Source organism: Massilia sp. Root351 (assembly GCF_001425045.1).
Taxonomy (GTDB): domain Bacteria; phylum Pseudomonadota; class Gammaproteobacteria; order Burkholderiales; family Burkholderiaceae_D; genus Rugamonas.
The window spans coordinates 312,312-330,200 of record NZ_LMDJ01000032.1 but is presented as its reverse complement, the minus strand read 5'-3'; the positions used below and the strand labels follow the sequence as shown (position 1 = coordinate 330,200).

The following is a 17,889-nucleotide window of genomic DNA, read 5'->3' as shown; positions in this document are numbered from 1 at the left end:
CCCCCGCCTGCGCGCCCGCCTTGCCGGGCGCGTTGTCATGTGGCCGGCGGCGCCAGCCGCATCGGCACATAAGCGATGCCATGCTGCTCGACGCGCGGGCCGGTGGCGGCAAAGCCGAAGTGTTCGTACATCGGCACGCCGTAGATGGACGCGTTGACCGTCATGGGCTGCCCCGCCGCCGCCGCGCGCGCGGTGTCCCACAGTTGCCGCGCCAGGCCCCGGCCGTGATAGCGCTGCGCCACGTACAGATGGAACAGGTGCGTGCCGTGGCGCAGGGCCACCACGCCGGCCAGGTCGCCGTCCAGCCAGCCGGTCCAGTACTGGTATTGCTCGCCGATCACATAGCGTTCGATGGCGCCCTGCGACATGCTCATCATGAACTGCTCCGCGCCGGCGCCGTCCGGCGCCAGGGTCATGAACGGCATCAGCCCGTTAATCAGCGCGCTGATGGCTATCGCATCTTCCCGCAGCGCTTTTCGCATGAACATTTTTTCCATGCCGCATTGTGCCAGAATCGGTATAGTGAAGGCATCCACACAGCGACCAGGAGGAAGCATGCAGAACGACTACAGCGTCATTGCGCAGTTCCTGATTCCGACCGAGGCGCACCTGGTGTGTGGCTGCCTGGTGGCGGCGGGCGTGCCGGCCGTGGTGTGCGACGACCAGCTGGTGCAGGCCAATCTGCTGTGGGCGCCGGCCATCGGCGGCGCGCGCATCCTGGTGCCGGAGGAATTCATGTACAAGGCGCGCGCGGCGCTGGCTGCGTATGAACGCGGCGAGTACGCGCTGGCCGAAGATGCGGACGTGGGCGCGCCGCGCTAGGCTGCGCGGCTAGCAGAAGTCGCGGCTGACGGTGGGCAGGCTGCCCAGCAGGTGGCTCATGTCCACCAGCCGCTTGGCCACCAGGTGGCGCACGATACCTTCCTGCTGCCACACGCCGTACACACCCAGCAATTGCGCGCCCAACACTTCCTTGCGCTGCTGCTCCACCAGCGACGGCCAGATGATCACGTTCACATTGCCCGTCTCGTCCTCTATCGTGATGAACAGCACGCCCTTGGCCGTGCCTGGCCGCTGCCGCACGGTGACGATGCCGCAGCCGCGCGCCAGCTGGCCGTTGCGGTAGGTGTTCAGCGTGGATGCCGGCATGAAGCGGTGCTCGAGCAAGGTGGCGCGCAGCAGCGCCAGCGGGTGGCGGCGCAGGGTCAGTCCCTGCGCGCGGTAGTCGCCGACGATGTCGTCGCCTTCGCTGGGCGGGCGCAGCTGCGGGGTTTCCTCGTCCGGCTCGGTGGGCCGCAGCAAGTCCTTGTCGGGCACGGCGCCGGCCGCTTCCCACAAGGCCTGGCGCCGGTTGCCGGCCAGGCCTTCGAGCGCATTGGCGCCGGCCAGCACTTGCAGGTCGTGCCGGTCCAGGTCGGCGCGCCGGGCCAGGTCGGCCACGCCGGCAAAGGCGCGCACGGCACGGGCCTGCTCGATGCGCTCGGCGCTGTCGGGGCGCATGCCGCGCAACACGGAAAAGCCCAGCCGCACCGCCGGCTGGCCGCGCGCACCGGCAGCCTCTTCCAGGGCCGAGTCCCAGCAACTGACGGCGACGTCAACCGGGCGCACGACCACGCCGTGGCGCCGGGCGTCCTGCACCAGCTGCGACGGACCGTAAAAGCCCAGCGGCTGACTGTTGAGCAAGGCGCACAGGAAGGCGGCCGGTTCGTGGCACTTGACCCAGGAACTGGCATAGGTCAGCAGCGCGAAACTGGCCGCGTGCGATTCGGGGAAGCCGTATTCGCCGAAGCCCTGGATCTGCTGGCAGATGGCTTCGGCGAACGCCTTGTCGTATTTATTGTGCACCATGCCTTCGACGATCTTCTTCTGGTATTTTTCGATGTCGCCCTTGCGCTTCCAGGCCGCCATGGCGCGCCGCAGCTGGTCGGCCTCGCCCGGCGTGAAGTCGGCGGCGATCATGGCAATCTGCATCACCTGCTCCTGGAAGATGGGCACGCCCAAGGTGCGCTCCAGCGCCTCCTTCAGGCGCGGCTGGTATTCGACCAGGCCAGGATCCATGCGGCGCTGCAGATAGGGATGGACCATGCCGCCCTGGATCGGCCCCGGCCGCACCAGCGCCACCTCCACCACCAGGTCGTAAAACTTGCGCGGCTTCAGGCGCGGCAGCATGCTCATCTGCGCGCGCGACTCGATCTGGAACACGCCGACCGTGTCGGCCTCGCACATCATGTCGTAGGTCTGCGGGTCTTCGCGCGGGATGTCCTGCAGGCGGAACAGCATGCCGCGCCGCTCGCCGATCAAGTCCAGCGAACGGCGCAAGGCGGACAGCATGCCCAGCGCCAGCACATCCACCTTCAGCAGGCCCAGTTCCTCCAGGTCGTCCTTGTCCCACTGGATCACGCTGCGGTCCTCCATGCTGGCGTTTTCGATGGGCACCAGGCGCGACAGCTTGTCCTGCGCGATGACGAAACCGCCCACGTGCTGCGACAGGTGGCGCGGCATGCCGAGGAACTGGTAGGCCAGTGTGGCCCACTGGTGCGCCAGCTTCGATGCCGGGTCCAGCCCGCTTTCCCCCAGCCGCCCCAGCAAGTCCTGCTTGCTGTCGAACCAGCGGTGCGACTTGGCCACTTTCTCGACGATGGCCAGGTCCACGCCCAGCGCTTTGCCGGCATCGCGCAGCGCACTTTTCGGCCGGTAGCAGATCACCGTGGCGGCCAGCGCGGCGCGGTGGCGGCCGTACTTGGCATAGATGTACTGGATCACTTCCTCGCGCCGCTGGTGCTCGAAGTCCACGTCGATGTCGGGCGGCTCGGCGCGTTCGCGCGAAATGAAGCGCCCCATCAGCAGCTTGCTGTGCGCGGGATCGACCTCGGTCACCCCCAGGCAGTAGCACACCGCAGAATTGGCGGCCGAGCCGCGCCCCTGGCACAGGATGCCCAGCGCACGGGCATGGCGCACGATGTCGTACACGGTGAGGAAATAGAACTCGTAGCCCAGCTCGGCGATCAGTTCCAGCTCGTCCTCGACCTGCTTTTGCACCGCTTCCGGCATGCCTTGCGGGTAGCGGTTCTGCGCGCTGATATAGGTTTCCTGGCGCAGGTAGCTGGCCGGCGTATGGCCATCAGGCACCAGCTCGTTCGGGTATTCGTAGCGCAGTTCGTTCAGGGAAAAGGTGCACTGCGCGGCAATGCGCACGGTCTCGTCCAGCGCGGCGCGCGGATACAGGTTGGCCAGCCGCAGCCGCGAGCGCAGATGCTGCTCGGCGTTCTGCGCCAGCTCGTAGCCGCACTCCCCCACCGGGCGGCCCACGCGCACCGCCGTCAGCGTGTCGAGCAGCGGCTTGCGCGAGCGCACGTGCATGCGCACATTGCCCACCGCGGTGACCGGCAAACCATGCTGCCAGGCCACCTCGTCTATGCTCATGCGGTGCGCCTCGTCGAAGGCATGCTGCAGCAGAGTCAGGCCGATCCAGGCGCGGCCGGGAAACTGGGCCGCCATCCAGGCCGCCTGGAGGTGCAGCGTGTCCACGTCCTCCGGCTGGTCGGACGGGTAGCGCGGCAGCAGGATCAGCAGGCAGTCGGGCAAGCCCTGCAGGTGCGCCTGGGCCGGCGGCGGCGCGGCGATGTCGTCCAGGTAGAGTTTGTAGCTGCCTTTGGCCACGCCTTCCCGCATGCGCGCGAGGGTAATCAGCTCGGACAGGTTGCCGTAGCCGTCGCGGTTGCTTGCCAGCGCCAGCAGCGACAAGCCCGGCGCGCCATCGGCCTTGCTCAAATGGAAATGGCTGCCGATCAGCAGCGGGAATGGCGGCTCGCCCTCCGGCATGGCCCGCCTGGCCGCCCCGTGCGCCCGCACCACGCCCGCCAGCGAGCACTCGTCGGTGATCGCCAGCGCGGCATAGTCCAGCTGCAAGGCGCGCTCGACCAGCTCCTCGGCATGGGAAGCGCCTTGCAAGAATGAAAAGTTCGTCAGGCAAAACAACTCCGCATAGGCTGGCAAGCTGCTGGCTGGCGACGGATTAGGGGGCGGCATGATTAAAATGATACTGTATATAAACACAGTATTGTACGCGCATCGTGCAGGCATGGACAGGGTCGGCTATGCTATCCGGCCCTGCAACTTTCCGGCTACCCCATGCGTACCGTTTACGAACTGAAATGCTTCGGCAGCCGCCCCGGCGAGGGCAACGCGGCGCTGGTAGTGCTGGGCGATGCGTCCAGCGTAGCCGAACGGCAGGCGTTTGCACGCGCACAGAACCGCAGCGCGTGCGTGTTCGTCGATGCGCTCGACGCAAACGCGGCCGGGCCGGCCGATGACGCCGAGTATGTGCTGGACTATTTCTACCCGCACATGCGCAGCCCGCTGTGCCTGCATGCCACGCTGGCGGCGGCGCGCGTGCTGCTGCGCCAGCACGGCAGGCCACTGGCGGTGCGCACCGCCCTGCGCGGGCAACTGCTGCGCTTGTCCGAAGGCGCGCCGGGCGCGGCAAGCGGGCGCGCGACCGGCGTGTTCGTGCGCCTGCAGCGCCAGGGCGCTCCGGACGTGGCCATCGCACCGGAGTTGCCGGGCGCCCTGCTCGGCCAAGCGGCGCCGGGCGTGCCGCTGAAGCTGGCATCGGCCCCGGCCATTGCCTCGGTCGGCAGCCCCAAACTCCTGCTGGAGATGAGCAGCACGACGGCCCTGCAGTCGCTGCGCCCGGACCTGGCGCGCATTGCGGCCTGGGGCAAGGAGCACGGAGTGAGCGGTTGCTACGCCTGGGCGCGGCGCGCCGACGGCACGTTCGAAGGGCGCAACTTCAACCATCTGGACCCGGCCCTGGAAGACAGCGCCACCGGCGTGGCGGCCGGCGCGCTGACGGTACACCTGGGCCGCGCCATCACCCTGCACCAGGGCGCCCACCTGGGCCAGCCCTGCTTGCTGCGCACCGAACTGGATGGCGAACACATACTAATCGGCGGCGGCGCCGAATTTTTGCCGCCCATCTGAGCAAAAACACTGTCCCATACACCATTTTTTGCCGAGCACAATAGAAAATAGTGTATGTGTGCAAAATTGAAACAACTTACAGTTCGTAACTTTCAGATGGCTGCGCCGACCTATAAAATCAGCGAAAACTTTCATCTGGAGAAACACGTGCCTACTATTTCCGCACTCCGCCGCGCCGTCCTCGTCAGCTTGTACGGCACCGCCGCGCTGGCGGCCATGGCGCCGGCCGCCTACGCCCAGACCGCCGACGCCAGCGCCGCCCCGATCCAGTCCGTCAACGTGGTCGGTTCGCGCCGCGCCACCAGTTCCGCCACCGACACCGTGGTGCCGGTCGACGTGATCCCGATGAACAAGGTGGCCGAACAGGGCGCCCAGTTTGACCTGTCGCAAACGCTGACCTATATCTCGCCCTCGTTCAACTCCACCCGCCAGACCGGCGCGGACGGCGCCGACCTGGTCGATTCGGCCGCGCTGCGCGGCCTGAGCTCGGACCAGACCCTGGTGCTGATCAACGGCAAGCGCCGCCACACGGCCGCGCTGGTGAACATCTTCGGCGCACGCAACCGCGGCGCCACCGGCACCGACATGAACACCATCCCCACCATGGCCATCAAGGACGTGCAGATCCTGCGCGACGGCGCCGCCGCCCAGTACGGCTCGGACGCGATCGCCGGTGTGATGGACATCGGACTGAAGAAGAGCCTCGGCTGCGAATCGTCGGTCGGCTACAGCCAGTATTCGAAAGGCGACGGCAAGAACTACATGGCCTCGGCCTACTGCGGCTTCGCCATGGCCGGCGGCTCGGTCGGCATCACCGGCGAATACCTGGACCGCGGCCGCTCCAACCGCGCCGAACCAGGCAATCCGCGCACCATCGGCGATTCCAAGTCCGAGAACCAGACCGTGCTGCTGAACGGCGAAATCCCGGCCGGCGCGGGTGGCAAGCTCTACTTCACGGCCGGCCTGCAGCAGCGCGACGCCTCCAGCGGCGCCTGGGCGCGCGACGGCGTCGACGACGTGCCGACCCGCAACTCTGCCGCCATGTACCCGAACGGCTTCGTGCCCTTCATCAACGGCGACCTGGATGACCGCTACGGCATCCTCGGCTACCGCAGCAAGGTCGGCGAGTGGACCACCGACATCTCGCAGACCTACGGCTACAACCGCCTGAAGTACAACATCAGCAACACCCTGAACGCCTCGATCGCCAACCTGCCGGCCAACAAGGGCATCAGCGCCAGCCAGTTCGACGCGGGCGGCTTCTCCTTCCAGCAACTGACCACCAACGCCGACGCCAGCCGCTACTTCGACGGCGTGATGGGCGACGGCATGAACGTCGCTTTCGGCGCCGAGTACCGCCGCGAGACCTACAAGATCTTCGCCGGCGAGCCGGGTTCCTACATCGACGCCGACGGCGCCGGCGGCGGCAATGCCGGCAGCCAGGGCTTCCCCGGCTTCCAGCCGTCCGACGCCACCAACGCCAGCCGCCATAGCAGCGCGCTGTACCTGGACCTGGAAGCGGACCTGAACAAGAAGACCAAGCTGCAAGGCGCGGTGCGCTACGAGAAGTTCAGCGACTTCGGCTCCACCGTCACCGGCAAGCTGGCCGGCTCCTACAGCCTGGCCGACGGCATGCTGCTGCGCGGTTCGGCCAGCACCGGCTTCCGCGCGCCGTCGCTGCAGCAGGCGCACTTCTCGTCCACCTACACCGACTTCGTGGGCGGCAAGCCGACCGACATCTCGATCACCCCGGCCGTGGGCGCGGTGGGCCAGCTGGCCGGCCTGCCGCCGCTGAAGGAAGAGAAGTCGCGCAGCTTCACGCTGGGCGCGACCTGGACCCCGAGCGATGCGCTGTCGGTGACGGCCGACCTGTACCACATCAAGATCAAGGACCGCATCGTGCTGTCCGGCCTGTTCGACGAGAGCAACTATCCTGCCCTGGCCGCCAAGCTGGCCACCTTGGGCGTGGGCGGCGCGCAATTCTTCGTCAACTCGGTCGACACCAAGACCCAGGGCCTGGACCTGACCGCGTCGCACCGCGGCGCCATCGCCGGCAACAAGCTGACCACCTTCCTGGCCATGAACTTCGGCAAGACCGAAGTGGACGCCATCCACGCCCCGGCCGCGCTGTCGGGCTACGAGGACGTGCTGCTGTCCGAGCGCGAGCGCCTGTTCCTGGAACAGGGCGGCCCGCGCCGCAAGGCCACCCTGGGCTTCAACCTGAGCACCGGCCCGCTGGAGACGGACTTCAAGATCATCCACTTCGGTCCGCAGACGCTGGGCACCTGGAGCGGCACCGCCTCCGGCGTGGCCAACCAGCGCTACGCCGCCAAGACCTCGGCCGACCTGGGCTTCACCTACAGCTTCAACAAGAACACCAAGCTGACCTTCGGCGCCAGCAACATCTTCAACGTGCATCCGAGCGAACAGGACCCGAACGAAACCGACAACGGCTTCAAGTACGAAAGCGTGCAGTTCGGCCTGAACGGCACCTCCTACTTCGGCCGCCTGTGGGTCAAATTCTAAGCTGACTCCGCTTAGCCGAAACGCCCGCCGCAGCCATGCGCCGGGCGTTTTTTTGCGCCTTGCGCTTGATCCAGCGCAGCATCGCGGCACATAGGCCGGTGCTACAATCAAAGCTCCACGCAGGAGGCTATATGGCTACCCTCACCCTCGACATCCCGGATGATTTGCATACGGAACTGCTCAACGCAGCACGGGAACGCGACATTCCACTGCGCGACTTCCTGTTGACCGCGATTGGCGAAGAAATCGACCGTGAAAAAAACCGCCAAGAGGCGGAGCAATGTTATGCGGAGTACGTTCGCACTGGCAAAGTAAGTTCGCTGGCTGAAGTAAAAGAACACTTTGCTAGGCGAATAGCTGAACTGACGAAAAAAACCGGTACGCAAAGACTGTAGGCCCAACATGGCTCAGGTCGTTCTCATGCCAACGGCGGAGAGCAACGTGGAGCAGATCTTTGAATATTTCGCCAGTTCCAGCGTACAGCGCTCCGCCCACAAGATCACGGAACTCACAAACAAGCTAAGCATTCTTGAACATGCCCCGCTGCTAGGCCGCCCGTTACCCACTGGGCAACGAGAGCTATTGATTGGCGATCGCCGCCACACTTATGCCGTTCGATATCAATATGACCAGGCGCGCGATACAGTATTTGTCCTTAGCATTCGCAGCAGCAGCCAAAATGTAAGCTGAATTACAGCGCTGAAATCTCGTCGCTCATGTTGACGATGGCCTGGGCGTTGTACTGGTCGGCGAAGAAGGGGTCGCCGAACAGGGTGCCGGCTTCGGCCTTGTGGCGCAGGTAGGTCAGCACCTGGCCGCGCTGCAGCGCGTAGCGGTCGTCCGAGATGTGGCGGTATTCGGCGCGGATGCCTTGCGTGTAGTGGCGGTACACCTCGTCCGCCTGGCCCAGGATCGCCAGGTCCACGCTGAGCATGGTTTCCTTCAGCGGGTGCGCCACGCCGGCGCTCTGGAAGTGGTCGGTGGCGCGTATCAGCGCGGCCACGTCGTCCGCGATGTCCGGCCCCAGGCCGCTGGCCAGCCATTGCCGGGCGCTGGCCTCCTCGTTCGATACGCCGGACCCGGCATGGTCGTACACCGCGTCGTGGAACCAGAAGGCGGCGCGCACGATGTCGGCGTCGCGCTTCGAGGGGCCGACGTTGGCGCTCCAGGTGCGGATCTCGGCCAGGCCGTGCACCAGGTGGTCCAGGTTGTGGTAGGCGCGGCCGGGGCCGCCGTACGCGCCGGGTCCGGTCAGCCGCTCGAACCACGCGTCGGCGTTGGCGGCGGCGGCCGGGCCGGCGGCAGCGCCCTGCCACAGCGCGTCCCACTCCTTGCGCAGCCAGCTGATGATCCAGGCCTTGTAGGCCGGCGCCGGCACGAAATTCTTCATGGTCCAGTTCCAGCCCACCGGCCCCTCCAGCGCTTTCACAAAGCTGGAGCTGACCGAGCCGAGGTCGCGCGGCGGCATCACGAACAGCGTCTTGGCGCCGCCGATCACGTCCACATTGGTTTGCTGGATCAGGTTTTCATAGTCGAAGTCGGCGGTGGTGCGGATGCCGCGCATGAGGTAGTCGATGCCGTGCTTCTTGGCCACGCGCGCGGTGTAGTCGCTTTTCACGATCTGCACCTGCACGTTGTCCCAGCCGCGCTCGGCGCAGCTCTCGGCGATGATGGCCTTGCGTTGCTCGGCCGAGAACTTGGGCTGCTTGGTGGAGTTCTCCGACAGGAACACCACCACCTCGTCCGCGATGGCGCGCGCCTCCCCGATCACCCACATATGTCCGTTGGTGATCGGGTCCAGGGTGCCCGAAAAGCCGATTTTCTTCATGCGCCGCTCCACTGCCGAGGTAAAACGACATTCTAGCCGGGCGCGGCCTTTCCGGCTGAGGGAAACTAAACTTTTGGAAACTCAACTTTTACTTGCAGCCCGCCCAGGCGCTCGGATTGCCCCAGCACCAGCGCGGCTCCGTGGCGCTCGGCGATGGCCTTGATGATGGCCAGCCCCAGCCCGCTGCCGCCGGCCGAGCTGCCGGGCACGCGGTAGAAGCGGCTGAACACGCGCTCGCGCTCCTCGGGCGAAATGCCGGGGCCGCTGTCCTCGACGCACAGCACCGGCCCGCGCCCGGGTTCGGATGGCCGGATCACTTCCAGGTCCACCGTGCCGCCGGGCGGCGTGTACTTGATGGCGTTGTCGATCAGGTTGCGCAGCAGGATCAGCAGCGCGTCGCCCTGCCCCGCCACGCTGACCTCGTCGGCGCGCGGCAAGCCCAGGTCGATCTCGCGCGCCTGCGCCGCGCCGGCCAGGTCGCCCATGGTGCGCTTGGCCAGGTCGGCCAGGTTGACATTGTCGAACTTCTGCTCGGCGCCGCCGGACTCCTGCCGCGCCAGCACCAGCAATTGCTCCACCAGCCGCGTGGCGCGCTCGATGCCGGCCGTCAGCCGCCCCACCGCCACGGCGCGCGCGGCGGCGTCCTCGGCGCGGTCCAGGCTCAGCGCCTGCAGCTTGAGCGCGGCCAGCGGCGAACGCAGCTCGTGCGCGGCATCCGCCACGAAGTGCTGCTGCGCCTCGAAGGCGGTGCGCACGCGGCCGAACAGCAGGTTCAGCTCGTGCACCAGCGGTTTCACCTCGTCCGGCAAGTCGTTCTCGGACACCGGCGACAAGTCGTCGGCCTGGCGCGCCGCCACCTGCTTGCGCACGCGCGACACCGGCGCCAGCGAGCCGCTGACCACCCACCACACCACCAGCATCAGCAGCGGCGCCATCAGCGCGATGGGCGCCACGGTGCGCAGCGCCAGCGCGCCGGCCATGCGCTGGCGCACCGCCATGTCCTGCGCGATCTGCACGGTCTGGTTGCTGGTCTGCACCGAAAAGATGCGGTAGGTGGCGCCGCGCACGCGCACATTGGAAAAGCCCAGCACGGCGCGCTGCGGCAGCTCGGCGCGCGACAGCGAACGGAATACCTGCACGCCGTCCGGGGTCCACACTTGCACCACCATGTCGTCGTTGCCGGGGTCGGCAGCCGGGCCGTTGGCGTGGTTGGCCAGCGGCGCACCGGAGCGCAGCGACAGCGCCATCTGCTGCATGTGGTAGTCGAAGATCTCGTCGGCGTCGCTGCGCGCGCTGCGGTAGGCGATCAGCGCCTGTGCCATGGCCGCCAGCACGATGGCCGCCAGCAGGAACCACAGCAGCCGCGCCCGCAGCGAGTGCGACACGGAGCGCGTGACGGTCTTCGTCACCGACTGCGACATCGATGAAACCGAGACCTTCATGCCTTGGGCACCATGTAGCCGAGGCCGCGCACGTTCTGGATCAGCTCGCTGCCCAGCTTCTTGCGCAAGCCGTGGATATACACTTCCACCGCGTTGCTGTTCACTTCATCCTTCCAGCTGTACAGCTTTTCCTCCAGCTGGGCGCGCGACAGCACGATGCCGGGACGCGCGATCAGCGCCTCCAGCACCGCCCATTCGCGCGCCGACAGGCTCACGTTCTGGCCATTGGCGATCACTTCGCGGGTTTGCGGGTTGATCATCACATCCTTGTGCTCGAACACCGGGTCGGCGCGGCCTGCCGAACGGCGCAGCAGCGCGCGGATGCGCGCCAGCAGCTCGTCCAGGTCGTAGGGTTTCAGCACGTAGTCGTCGGCGCCGGCGTCCAGGCCGGCGATGCGCTGGTCCACCGCGTCGCGCGCGGTGGCCACCAGCACCGGCGTGATCTCCTTGCGCGCGCGCATCGAGCGCAGCACTTCCAGGCCGTCCTTGCGCGGCAAGCCCAGGTCCAGCAGCACCAGGTCGTAGGTCTGGGTCTGCAGGGCGGTGTCGGCCATGTCGCCGTCCTTGACCCAGTCGACCGCGTAGTGCTCGGCCCGCAGCAGGTCGAGCACTACCTCGCCGATCATCGTGTCGTCTTCCACCAGCAGCAGGCGCATGGCATGTCCTTTTTGTTGATTGTTGATTATTTAGCCGATCCGCACCGGAATGAAGATCTTCTCATCCCCGCGCTGGATCAGCAAGGCCACCGACTTGTCGGACTTGGCCATCACGTCGCGCACCTGCTCGACGGTGTTGACCGCGCGCCCGTTTACCGACAGCAGCACGTCGCCCGGCTGCACGCCGGCGTAAGCCGCCGCGCCGCCCGCGCCTTCGATCAGCAGGCCGGAGCCGATGCCGGACTGGCGCTTCTCGACCGGGTCCAGCGGGCGCAGCTGCAGGCCCAGCCGGACCTTGCTGCTGGCGCCGTCATCGGCGCGGGCCACATCGGCGACCTTGTCAGCCGCGTTGCCCAGTTTGCCGGTCAGTTCAATGGCCTTGCCCTGGCGCCACACCTCCAGCGTCACTTTATCGCCCGGCAGCGCCACGCCCACCACCGCAGGCAGGTCGCCCGAGGCGATGATCTTCTGGCCGTTGATCTTGCGGATCACGTCGCCCGACTTCAGGCCGGCCTTGTCGGCGGGGCCGCCCGGCTCCACGTTGGCCACCAGCGCGCCTTCCGGCGTGTCAAGCTTGAAGGAGTCGGCGAAGGCCTGGTCCACCTCCTGCACCGTCACGCCCAGCTTGGCATGCGCCACCTTGCCGGTGGTGACGATCTGGTCTTTGATCTTGGTCGCCACGTCGATCGGAATCGCGAACGACAGGCCCTGGTAGCCGCCGGTCTGACTGTAGATCTGCGAGTTAATCCCGATCACCTCGCCGCGCGTGTTGAACAGCGGGCCGCCCGAATTGCCGGGGTTGACCGCCACGTCGGTCTGGATGAAGGGCACGTAGCTGTCTTCCGGACCCAGCGAGCGGCCCTTGGCGCTGACCACGCCGGCCGTGACCGTGCTTTCCAGGCCGTACGGCGAACCGATGGCCAGCACCCACTCGCCCACCTTCAGCTCCTTGGTGCGGCCCAGCGGCACCACCGGCAGATTCTTGCCCTCGATTTTCAGCACCGCCACGTCGGTCTTCGGATCCGAGCCGAGCACCTTGGCGCGGTATTCGCGGCGGTCGGTCATTTTCACCGTCACTTCGCTGGCGTCGCGCACCACGTGGGCGTTGGTCAGGATCAGGCCGTCCGGACTGATGATGAAGCCGGAACCCACGCCATGGGTCGGCGACGGGCGCTCGCCGCGCTGCTGGCCGGGCTGCTGGAAGCGGCGGAAGAATTCAAAGAAGGGGTCGTCGCCGAAGGGATCGCGGCCGCGCGCCTGGCCGCCGTCGTAGCCGGTCTTGGTGCTGCCGGTGACGCTGATGTTGACCACGGCGGGGCCGTTGCGTTCGGCGATCACGCTGAAGTCCGGCATGGAGATCATGGGCGCGGCCACCGGCACGGCGGACGCGGCGGCGGCAGGCGCGGCCGCTTGGGGCGCCTGGCTGGCGACTGCATTGGCATTGTTCTGTTGCACCACCACCGCACCGCCGGCGCCCAGTGCACCCAGAACGGCCAAGGCAGCGACGCCACGCTTCATGGTTACGGAAACAGGTTGTTTTTGCATTTCTGCACTCCCGATGGAATGGTTTGTCGATGTATGCAATATGGGGGATGAGTCTTAGGCGCCGCTTAATGGCCCGGACCGTTACTTCCGGTTACAACCGCACGCCAGACGTGCAACTGGCCGGATTGCCCGGCCAGTGGTGCTACTTGCTCGCTGTCACAGCTTAAGCGGCTTGACGCTGCTCCAGCGCGGCGACGTTGTCAGTGCCGTCGATCGCGATCTTGCGCGGCTTCAGCGCTTCCGGCACTTCGCGCACCAGTTCGATGGTGAGCATGCCGTTGTCGAAGGACGCGCCGGTCACTTTCACGTGGTTGGCCAGCTGGAAGCGCTGCTCGAAATCACGCGCCGCGATGCCGCGGTGCAGATAGGTGCGCTCCACGCCGTCGCGCTGCTTGCGGCCGACAATGTGCAGGCTGTCGCGCTCGCTGGTGATATCGATTTCCGAACGGCTGAAGCCGGCCAGCGCCATCACGATACGGTACTGGTCCTCGGAGACCAGCTCGATGTTGTACGGCGGGTAGCTGGGCTGGGCGTCGCCGCGCTGGGCGTCGTTCAGCAGCTGGGCCAGGCGGTCGAAACCGATAGCGGAACGATACAGTGGGGTCAGGTCAAAAGTACGCATGATGTATATCCTTTCAAAGTTAAGCGATATGGTGTTCCGGTCCCCTTCTGGGCAACCGGTGCATCCGATATACGGTTGCCGCCAGGACCTTTCAAGAGCCAGGCCACAAAAATTTTCGCGGTACATTTCGAAACAAAGCGATGTTTCCTGCGTGCTACACTCGGCCTCTTTAGCCCTCCACTTTCCGCTCCATGACTGCTATGCGCACTACCCTGCTGGCCCTGCTGCTCAGCGCCGCCCTGACCGCCCACGCCGATCCGATACCCGCGCCGGTCGACCAGCCCTACCCCGGCACCATCGTGCTGAAGGTGGACGCGTCCAACACCGCCCAGCAGATTTTCCGCATCACCGAAACCATTCCCGCCAAGCCCGGCAAGCTGACCCTGCTGTATCCGCAGTGGGTGCCGGCCAACCACGGCCCCAGCGGTCCGCTGAACCAGTTCGCCGGCCTCAAGCTCACGGCCAACGGCAAGCCGCTGGCCTGGAAGCGCGACACCGTCAACGTGCACGCCTTCCACATCGAGGTGCCGCGCGACGCCAAGGCGGTGGAGGTGGAATACCAGTACCTGTCGCCCACCGAACCCAACCAGGGCCGCACCACCATCACCAGCGAAATCCTGGGCATCCAGTGGCATTCGATGGTGCTGTACCCGGCCGGCCACACCACGCGCCGCATCACCGTGCAGCCCAGCCTGACCCTGCCGGAAGGCTGGCAATACGGCAGCGCGCTGGAAACCGTGGAACGCAAGGGCGACACGGTGCAGTTCAAGGCGCTGGACCTGGAGACCATGGTCGACTCGCCGCTGTTCGCGGGCCGCCACTTCAAGCGCTACGACCTCGACCCGGGCGCGAAAATCCCGGTGCACCTGAACGTGGTGGCCGACACCGCCGACGCGGTGGAAGCCAAGCCGGAGCAGATCGAACTGCACCGCGCCATGGTGCAGCAGGCCTACAAGCTGTTCAACTCCTACCACTACCAGCACTACGATTTCCTGCTGGCCCTGAGCGAGGAATTCGGCGGCGTGGGCCGCGAGCACCACCAGTCCAGCGAGAACGGCGTCAAGCTCGACTACTTCACCGACTGGAACAAGGCCGAGTCCGTGCGCGGCCTGCTGCCGCATGAATTCACGCACTCGTGGAACGGCAAGTTCCGCCGCCCGGCCGACCAGAACGTGCCCAACTTCAACACCCCGCTGCAGAACAGCCTGCTGTGGGTGTACGAAGGCCAGACCCAGTACTGGGGCCAGGTGCTGTCGGCGCGCTCGGGCATGCTCAAGACCGACAGCGTGCGCGACATCATGGCCGCCAACGCGGCCCGCTACGACAACCAGCAGGGCCGCAGCTGGCGCCCGGTGCAGGACACCACCAACGATCCCATCATCAACGGCCGCCGCCCGCTGGGCTGGAGCAACTGGCAGCGCAGCGAGGACTACTACAACGAAGGCGCGCTGATCTGGCTGGACGTGGACACCAAGATCCGCGAAATGTCGAACGACACCAAGTCGCTGGACCACTTCGCGCGCAATTTCTTCGGCATCGACAACGGCGCCTATGTGGCCAACCACTACACCTTCGAGGACGTGGTGAAAGCGCTCAACGCGATCCAGCCGCACGACTGGGCCGCGTTCCTGCGCGCCCGCCTGGACGGCACCGGCGCCGCGCCGCTGGACGGCTACGCGCGCGCCGGCTGGAAGCTGGTCTACACCGACACCCAGACGCCGTTCCTGAAGGCGGTGGAAGAGCGCAGCAAGTCGGCCGACTTCCAGTACTCGCTGGGCTTCTCGCTGAACAGCGAAGGCAAGGTCGAAGCGCTGCAATGGGAAGGCCCGGGCTTCAAGGCCGGCATCGGCGGCGGCACCACGGTGCTGGCCGTCAACGGCACGGCCTACAAGGCCGACGTGCTGCGCGCAGCCGTCACCGCCGCCAAGAGCAGCGCCAATCCGATCGAACTGCTGGTCAAGAAGGGCGCGAAATACCGCACCATCCTGCTCGACTACCATGGCGGCCTGAGGTACCCGCGCCTGGAACGCATCCCTGGCACGCCGGACCGCCTGCACACCATCCTGTCGCCGCTGAAATAGCCGCCGGCACCAGCCGTCCGGCCTTTGTCCGGGACAGCTTCCTGGCTGTCCCGGACTGCGGTTATACTGGGCTTCTCCCGATAGCCTGGAAACCGTCCATGGACGACCCCGTCAGCATCGCTGCCCTGCTGGAAGAAAACGCCCGCCTGCGGCAGGAAGTGGCCGCGCTGCGCGGCCGGGACCGCATCTTCCGCTCCCTGCTCGACCACGCTCCACTGCTGATCTCCACCAAGGACCTGGAAGGCTGCGTCACCATGGCCAACCGGTATTTCGAGGTACTCGACGGCTACGATGAAAGCCGCTTCGTGGGCCGCAAGGTGTTCGACCTGTTCCCGCCCGAGATCGCCGAGCAGCTGTGGCGCAACGACCGCCGCGCGGCGCAGGAGCAGCGCGCCGTGCAGGAAGAGGAAGCGGTGTACCACCGCGACAAGACGCTGCACACCTACATGACGGTGAAATTCCCGCTGTACGACGAGCATGGCCAGGTCAACGCCACCTGCGCCGTGTCCACCGACATCACGCAAACCCGCGCCGCCGAGGACAGCAGCGTGACCGACGAGCTGACCGGCCTGAAGAACCGGCGCTACTTCAACATGCGCTTTTGCGAGGAGCAGAAACGCGCCCGCCGCGACCGCCGCCTGCTGACCTTGCTGCTGCTGGATGTGGACCGCTTCAAGCAATACAACGACCACTACGGCCACCCGGAAGGCGACAGCGTGCTGATGGCCGTGGCCCACAGCATGCGCGCGGCGCTGCACCGCGCCGGCGACCTGAGCTTCCGCATCGGCGGCGACGAGTTCGCCTGCCTGTACACCAGCAGCGGCACCGAGGAAAGCCTGGCGCTGGCCGACGAAATCCGCGCCGCAATGGCCGCGCACGCCATTCCGCACAGCGCCAACCCGCCCGGCGGCAAGGTCACGCTATCGATCGGCGCCGCTTTCCTGGCGGCCGACGCGGAACTGGGGCGGGACGAACTGTACCTGCTGGCGGACCAGGCGCTGTACCGCGCCAAGCACCTGGGCCGCGACCGCGTGGCGACGTAGCCGCTGCGACGATCTGATCGATTTGGTGTATGCTGCGGGCATGAACCAAGACACCGACATCCAGCTCAGCGGCCCGTTCAAGGCCACCGACGGCGCCGGCCGCGCCATCGACATCAAAGCCATCCGCATGTTCGACGAAGGCTATAGCGTCGTCGACCTGTACGTGGACCTGGCCGCCCCCGCGTCCGACGGCCTGCACAAGGACAAGAAACTGATCGCCGAGATCAGCGCCCGCCTGCGCAGCCTGGGCTACACGGGACCGGACCTGGCCCCGGGCGACCCGGTGGTCCAGGAAAAGAAACTGATCGTGCTCGACACGCCGGACGAGTTCCTGCCTTTCGCCGTGCGCAAGGGATTCAAGGACCTGTCGTCGGAATTCGACGAGTAATCAACGCATAATCACCGTCTACAGATAGCGGCTGCTCCAGGCCGCGATCAGGTCGGCCACGTACGCGGCGTCCTCGCGCCGCGTCAGCAGGTGGTCGGCGTCATCCAGCGAAACGAAACTTTTCGGGTGGCGCGCCGCCATGAAAATGTCCATCGCATTGCGCACTGCCACCGTATCGTCGCCCGGCGCGTGCATCACCAGCAAAGCCTTGCGCAGCCCGGCGATATGCTCGCGCAGGCTGTGCCCGCCCACGTCCTCCACGAACTGCTGCTTGATGCGGAACGGCCGCCCCGCCAGCTGCACCTGGGCCTCGCCGTCGGCGGCGATCTGCTCCAGGTGGGCACTGAACATGCTGGTCACGTAGGACGGCTCGCCCGGCGCGGCGATGGTCACCACCGCCCTGGCTTCGGGCACGCTGGCGGCAGCGGCCAGCACCGCCGCGCCGCCCAGGCTATGGCCTATCAGGATGTGCGGGGCGGAAAACTTCTCGCGCAGAAAATCAGCCGCCTCCACCAGGTCAGCCACGTTGGACGAGAAATTGGTGTTCTCGAACTCGCCCTCGCTGCCGCCCAGGCCGGTGAAATCGAAACGCAGCACGGCGATGCCGTGCCCGGTGAGTGCCTGCGCGATGCGGCTGGCGGCGATCACGTCCTTGCCGCAGGTAAAGCAGTGGGCGAACAGCGCATAGGCCTTGATGGCGCCGTCCGGCGCGTCCAGGCGCGCCGCCAGCTGGTGGCCGCTGGCGCCGGTGAATTCGTGTCGTTCTGCACGCATG

The 17,889-nt window shown here is 66.5% G+C and carries 16 protein-coding genes; 8 read left to right on the top strand and 8 right to left on the bottom strand.

Annotated features, from left to right (window positions below; translation table 11 throughout):
• Positions 1–35 precede the first annotated feature (35 nt).
• The gene (locus tag ASD15_RS31980; RefSeq protein ID WP_162249944.1) at positions 36–482 is read right to left on the bottom strand and encodes a GNAT family N-acetyltransferase; all 447 of its coding nucleotides are present in this window, start codon (positions 480–482) and stop codon (positions 36–38) included.
• Positions 483–555: 73 nt separating this feature from the next.
• Here ASD15_RS31980 and ASD15_RS24395 point away from each other — a divergent pair, with 73 nt between their 5' ends.
• A complete protein-coding gene (locus ASD15_RS24395; protein WP_057157632.1) occupies positions 556–822 on the top strand; it encodes a hypothetical protein in 267 nt (88 codons plus the stop codon).
• Between the two features lie 9 nt (positions 823–831).
• On the opposite strand, the gene ASD15_RS24390 is transcribed toward ASD15_RS24395, so the two are convergent.
• Entirely contained in the window at positions 832–4,029 is a 3,198-nt protein-coding gene (locus ASD15_RS24390) for an error-prone DNA polymerase (protein WP_057157631.1), read from the bottom strand.
• Positions 4,030–4,131: 102 nt separating this feature from the next.
• Here ASD15_RS24390 and ASD15_RS24385 point away from each other — a divergent pair, with 102 nt between their 5' ends.
• From ASD15_RS24385 to ASD15_RS24370, 4 genes are all read left to right on the top strand, one after another.
• A complete protein-coding gene (locus tag ASD15_RS24385; protein WP_057157630.1) occupies positions 4,132–4,983 on the top strand; it encodes a PhzF family phenazine biosynthesis protein in 852 nt (283 codons plus the stop codon).
• A 147-nt stretch (positions 4,984–5,130) separates the two neighbouring features.
• Complete coding sequence (locus ASD15_RS24380) at positions 5,131–7,509, top strand: TonB-dependent siderophore receptor (protein WP_057157748.1); 2,379 nt, start codon at positions 5,131–5,133, stop codon at positions 7,507–7,509.
• 131 nt (positions 7,510–7,640) lie between these two features.
• A complete protein-coding gene (locus ASD15_RS32630) occupies positions 7,641–7,904 on the top strand; it encodes a hypothetical protein (RefSeq protein ID WP_157201133.1) in 264 nt (87 codons plus the stop codon).
• Between the two features lie 7 nt (positions 7,905–7,911).
• On the top strand, positions 7,912–8,199 hold the full coding sequence (locus tag ASD15_RS24370; protein WP_057157628.1) for a type II toxin-antitoxin system RelE/ParE family toxin: 288 nt from the start codon (positions 7,912–7,914) through the stop codon (positions 8,197–8,199).
• 1 nt (position 8,200) lies between these two features.
• Here ASD15_RS24370 and coaD read toward each other — a convergent pair whose 3' ends face one another.
• From coaD to ASD15_RS24345, 5 genes are all read right to left on the bottom strand, one after another.
• The gene (gene coaD, locus ASD15_RS24365) at positions 8,201–9,337 is read right to left on the bottom strand and encodes a pantetheine-phosphate adenylyltransferase (protein ID WP_057157627.1); all 1,137 of its coding nucleotides are present in this window, start codon (positions 9,335–9,337) and stop codon (positions 8,201–8,203) included.
• Between the two features lie 65 nt (positions 9,338–9,402).
• On the bottom strand, positions 9,403–10,779 hold the full coding sequence (locus tag ASD15_RS24360) for an ATP-binding protein (protein WP_057157626.1): 1,377 nt from the start codon (positions 10,777–10,779) through the stop codon (positions 9,403–9,405).
• A complete protein-coding gene (locus tag ASD15_RS24355) occupies positions 10,776–11,435 on the bottom strand; it encodes a response regulator transcription factor (protein ID WP_057157625.1) in 660 nt (219 codons plus the stop codon). Before ASD15_RS24355 ends, ASD15_RS24360 begins: the two co-directional genes overlap by 4 nt.
• A gap of 30 nt (positions 11,436–11,465) precedes the next feature.
• Positions 11,466–12,980 carry a Do family serine endopeptidase gene (locus ASD15_RS24350; protein WP_057157624.1) on the bottom strand — a complete coding sequence of 505 codons (1,515 nt, stop codon included), beginning with the start codon at positions 12,978–12,980 and terminating at the stop codon, positions 11,466–11,468.
• Positions 12,981–13,143: 163 nt separating this feature from the next.
• The gene (locus ASD15_RS24345) at positions 13,144–13,602 is read right to left on the bottom strand and encodes an Hsp20 family protein (RefSeq protein WP_057157623.1); all 459 of its coding nucleotides are present in this window, start codon (positions 13,600–13,602) and stop codon (positions 13,144–13,146) included.
• A gap of 200 nt (positions 13,603–13,802) precedes the next feature.
• Here ASD15_RS24345 and ASD15_RS24340 point away from each other — a divergent pair, with 200 nt between their 5' ends.
• The 3 genes from ASD15_RS24340 to ASD15_RS24330 all read left to right on the top strand — a co-directional run bounded on the left by ASD15_RS24340 (position 13,803) and on the right by ASD15_RS24330 (position 17,114).
• The gene (locus ASD15_RS24340; protein ID WP_057157622.1) at positions 13,803–15,683 is read left to right on the top strand and encodes a M61 family metallopeptidase; all 1,881 of its coding nucleotides are present in this window, start codon (positions 13,803–13,805) and stop codon (positions 15,681–15,683) included.
• A 98-nt stretch (positions 15,684–15,781) separates the two neighbouring features.
• On the top strand, positions 15,782–16,726 hold the full coding sequence (locus tag ASD15_RS24335) for a sensor domain-containing diguanylate cyclase (protein ID WP_057157621.1): 945 nt from the start codon (positions 15,782–15,784) through the stop codon (positions 16,724–16,726).
• A gap of 40 nt (positions 16,727–16,766) precedes the next feature.
• Positions 16,767–17,114, top strand: coding sequence for a hypothetical protein (locus ASD15_RS24330; protein WP_057157747.1), 348 nt, complete (start codon positions 16,767–16,769; stop codon positions 17,112–17,114).
• Between the two features lie 18 nt (positions 17,115–17,132).
• Here the strand turns inward: ASD15_RS24330 and ASD15_RS24325 are convergent, their stop codons facing one another.
• A complete protein-coding gene (locus ASD15_RS24325) occupies positions 17,133–17,888 on the bottom strand; it encodes a S9 family peptidase (protein WP_057157620.1) in 756 nt (251 codons plus the stop codon).
• Position 17,889 lies beyond the last annotated feature (1 nt).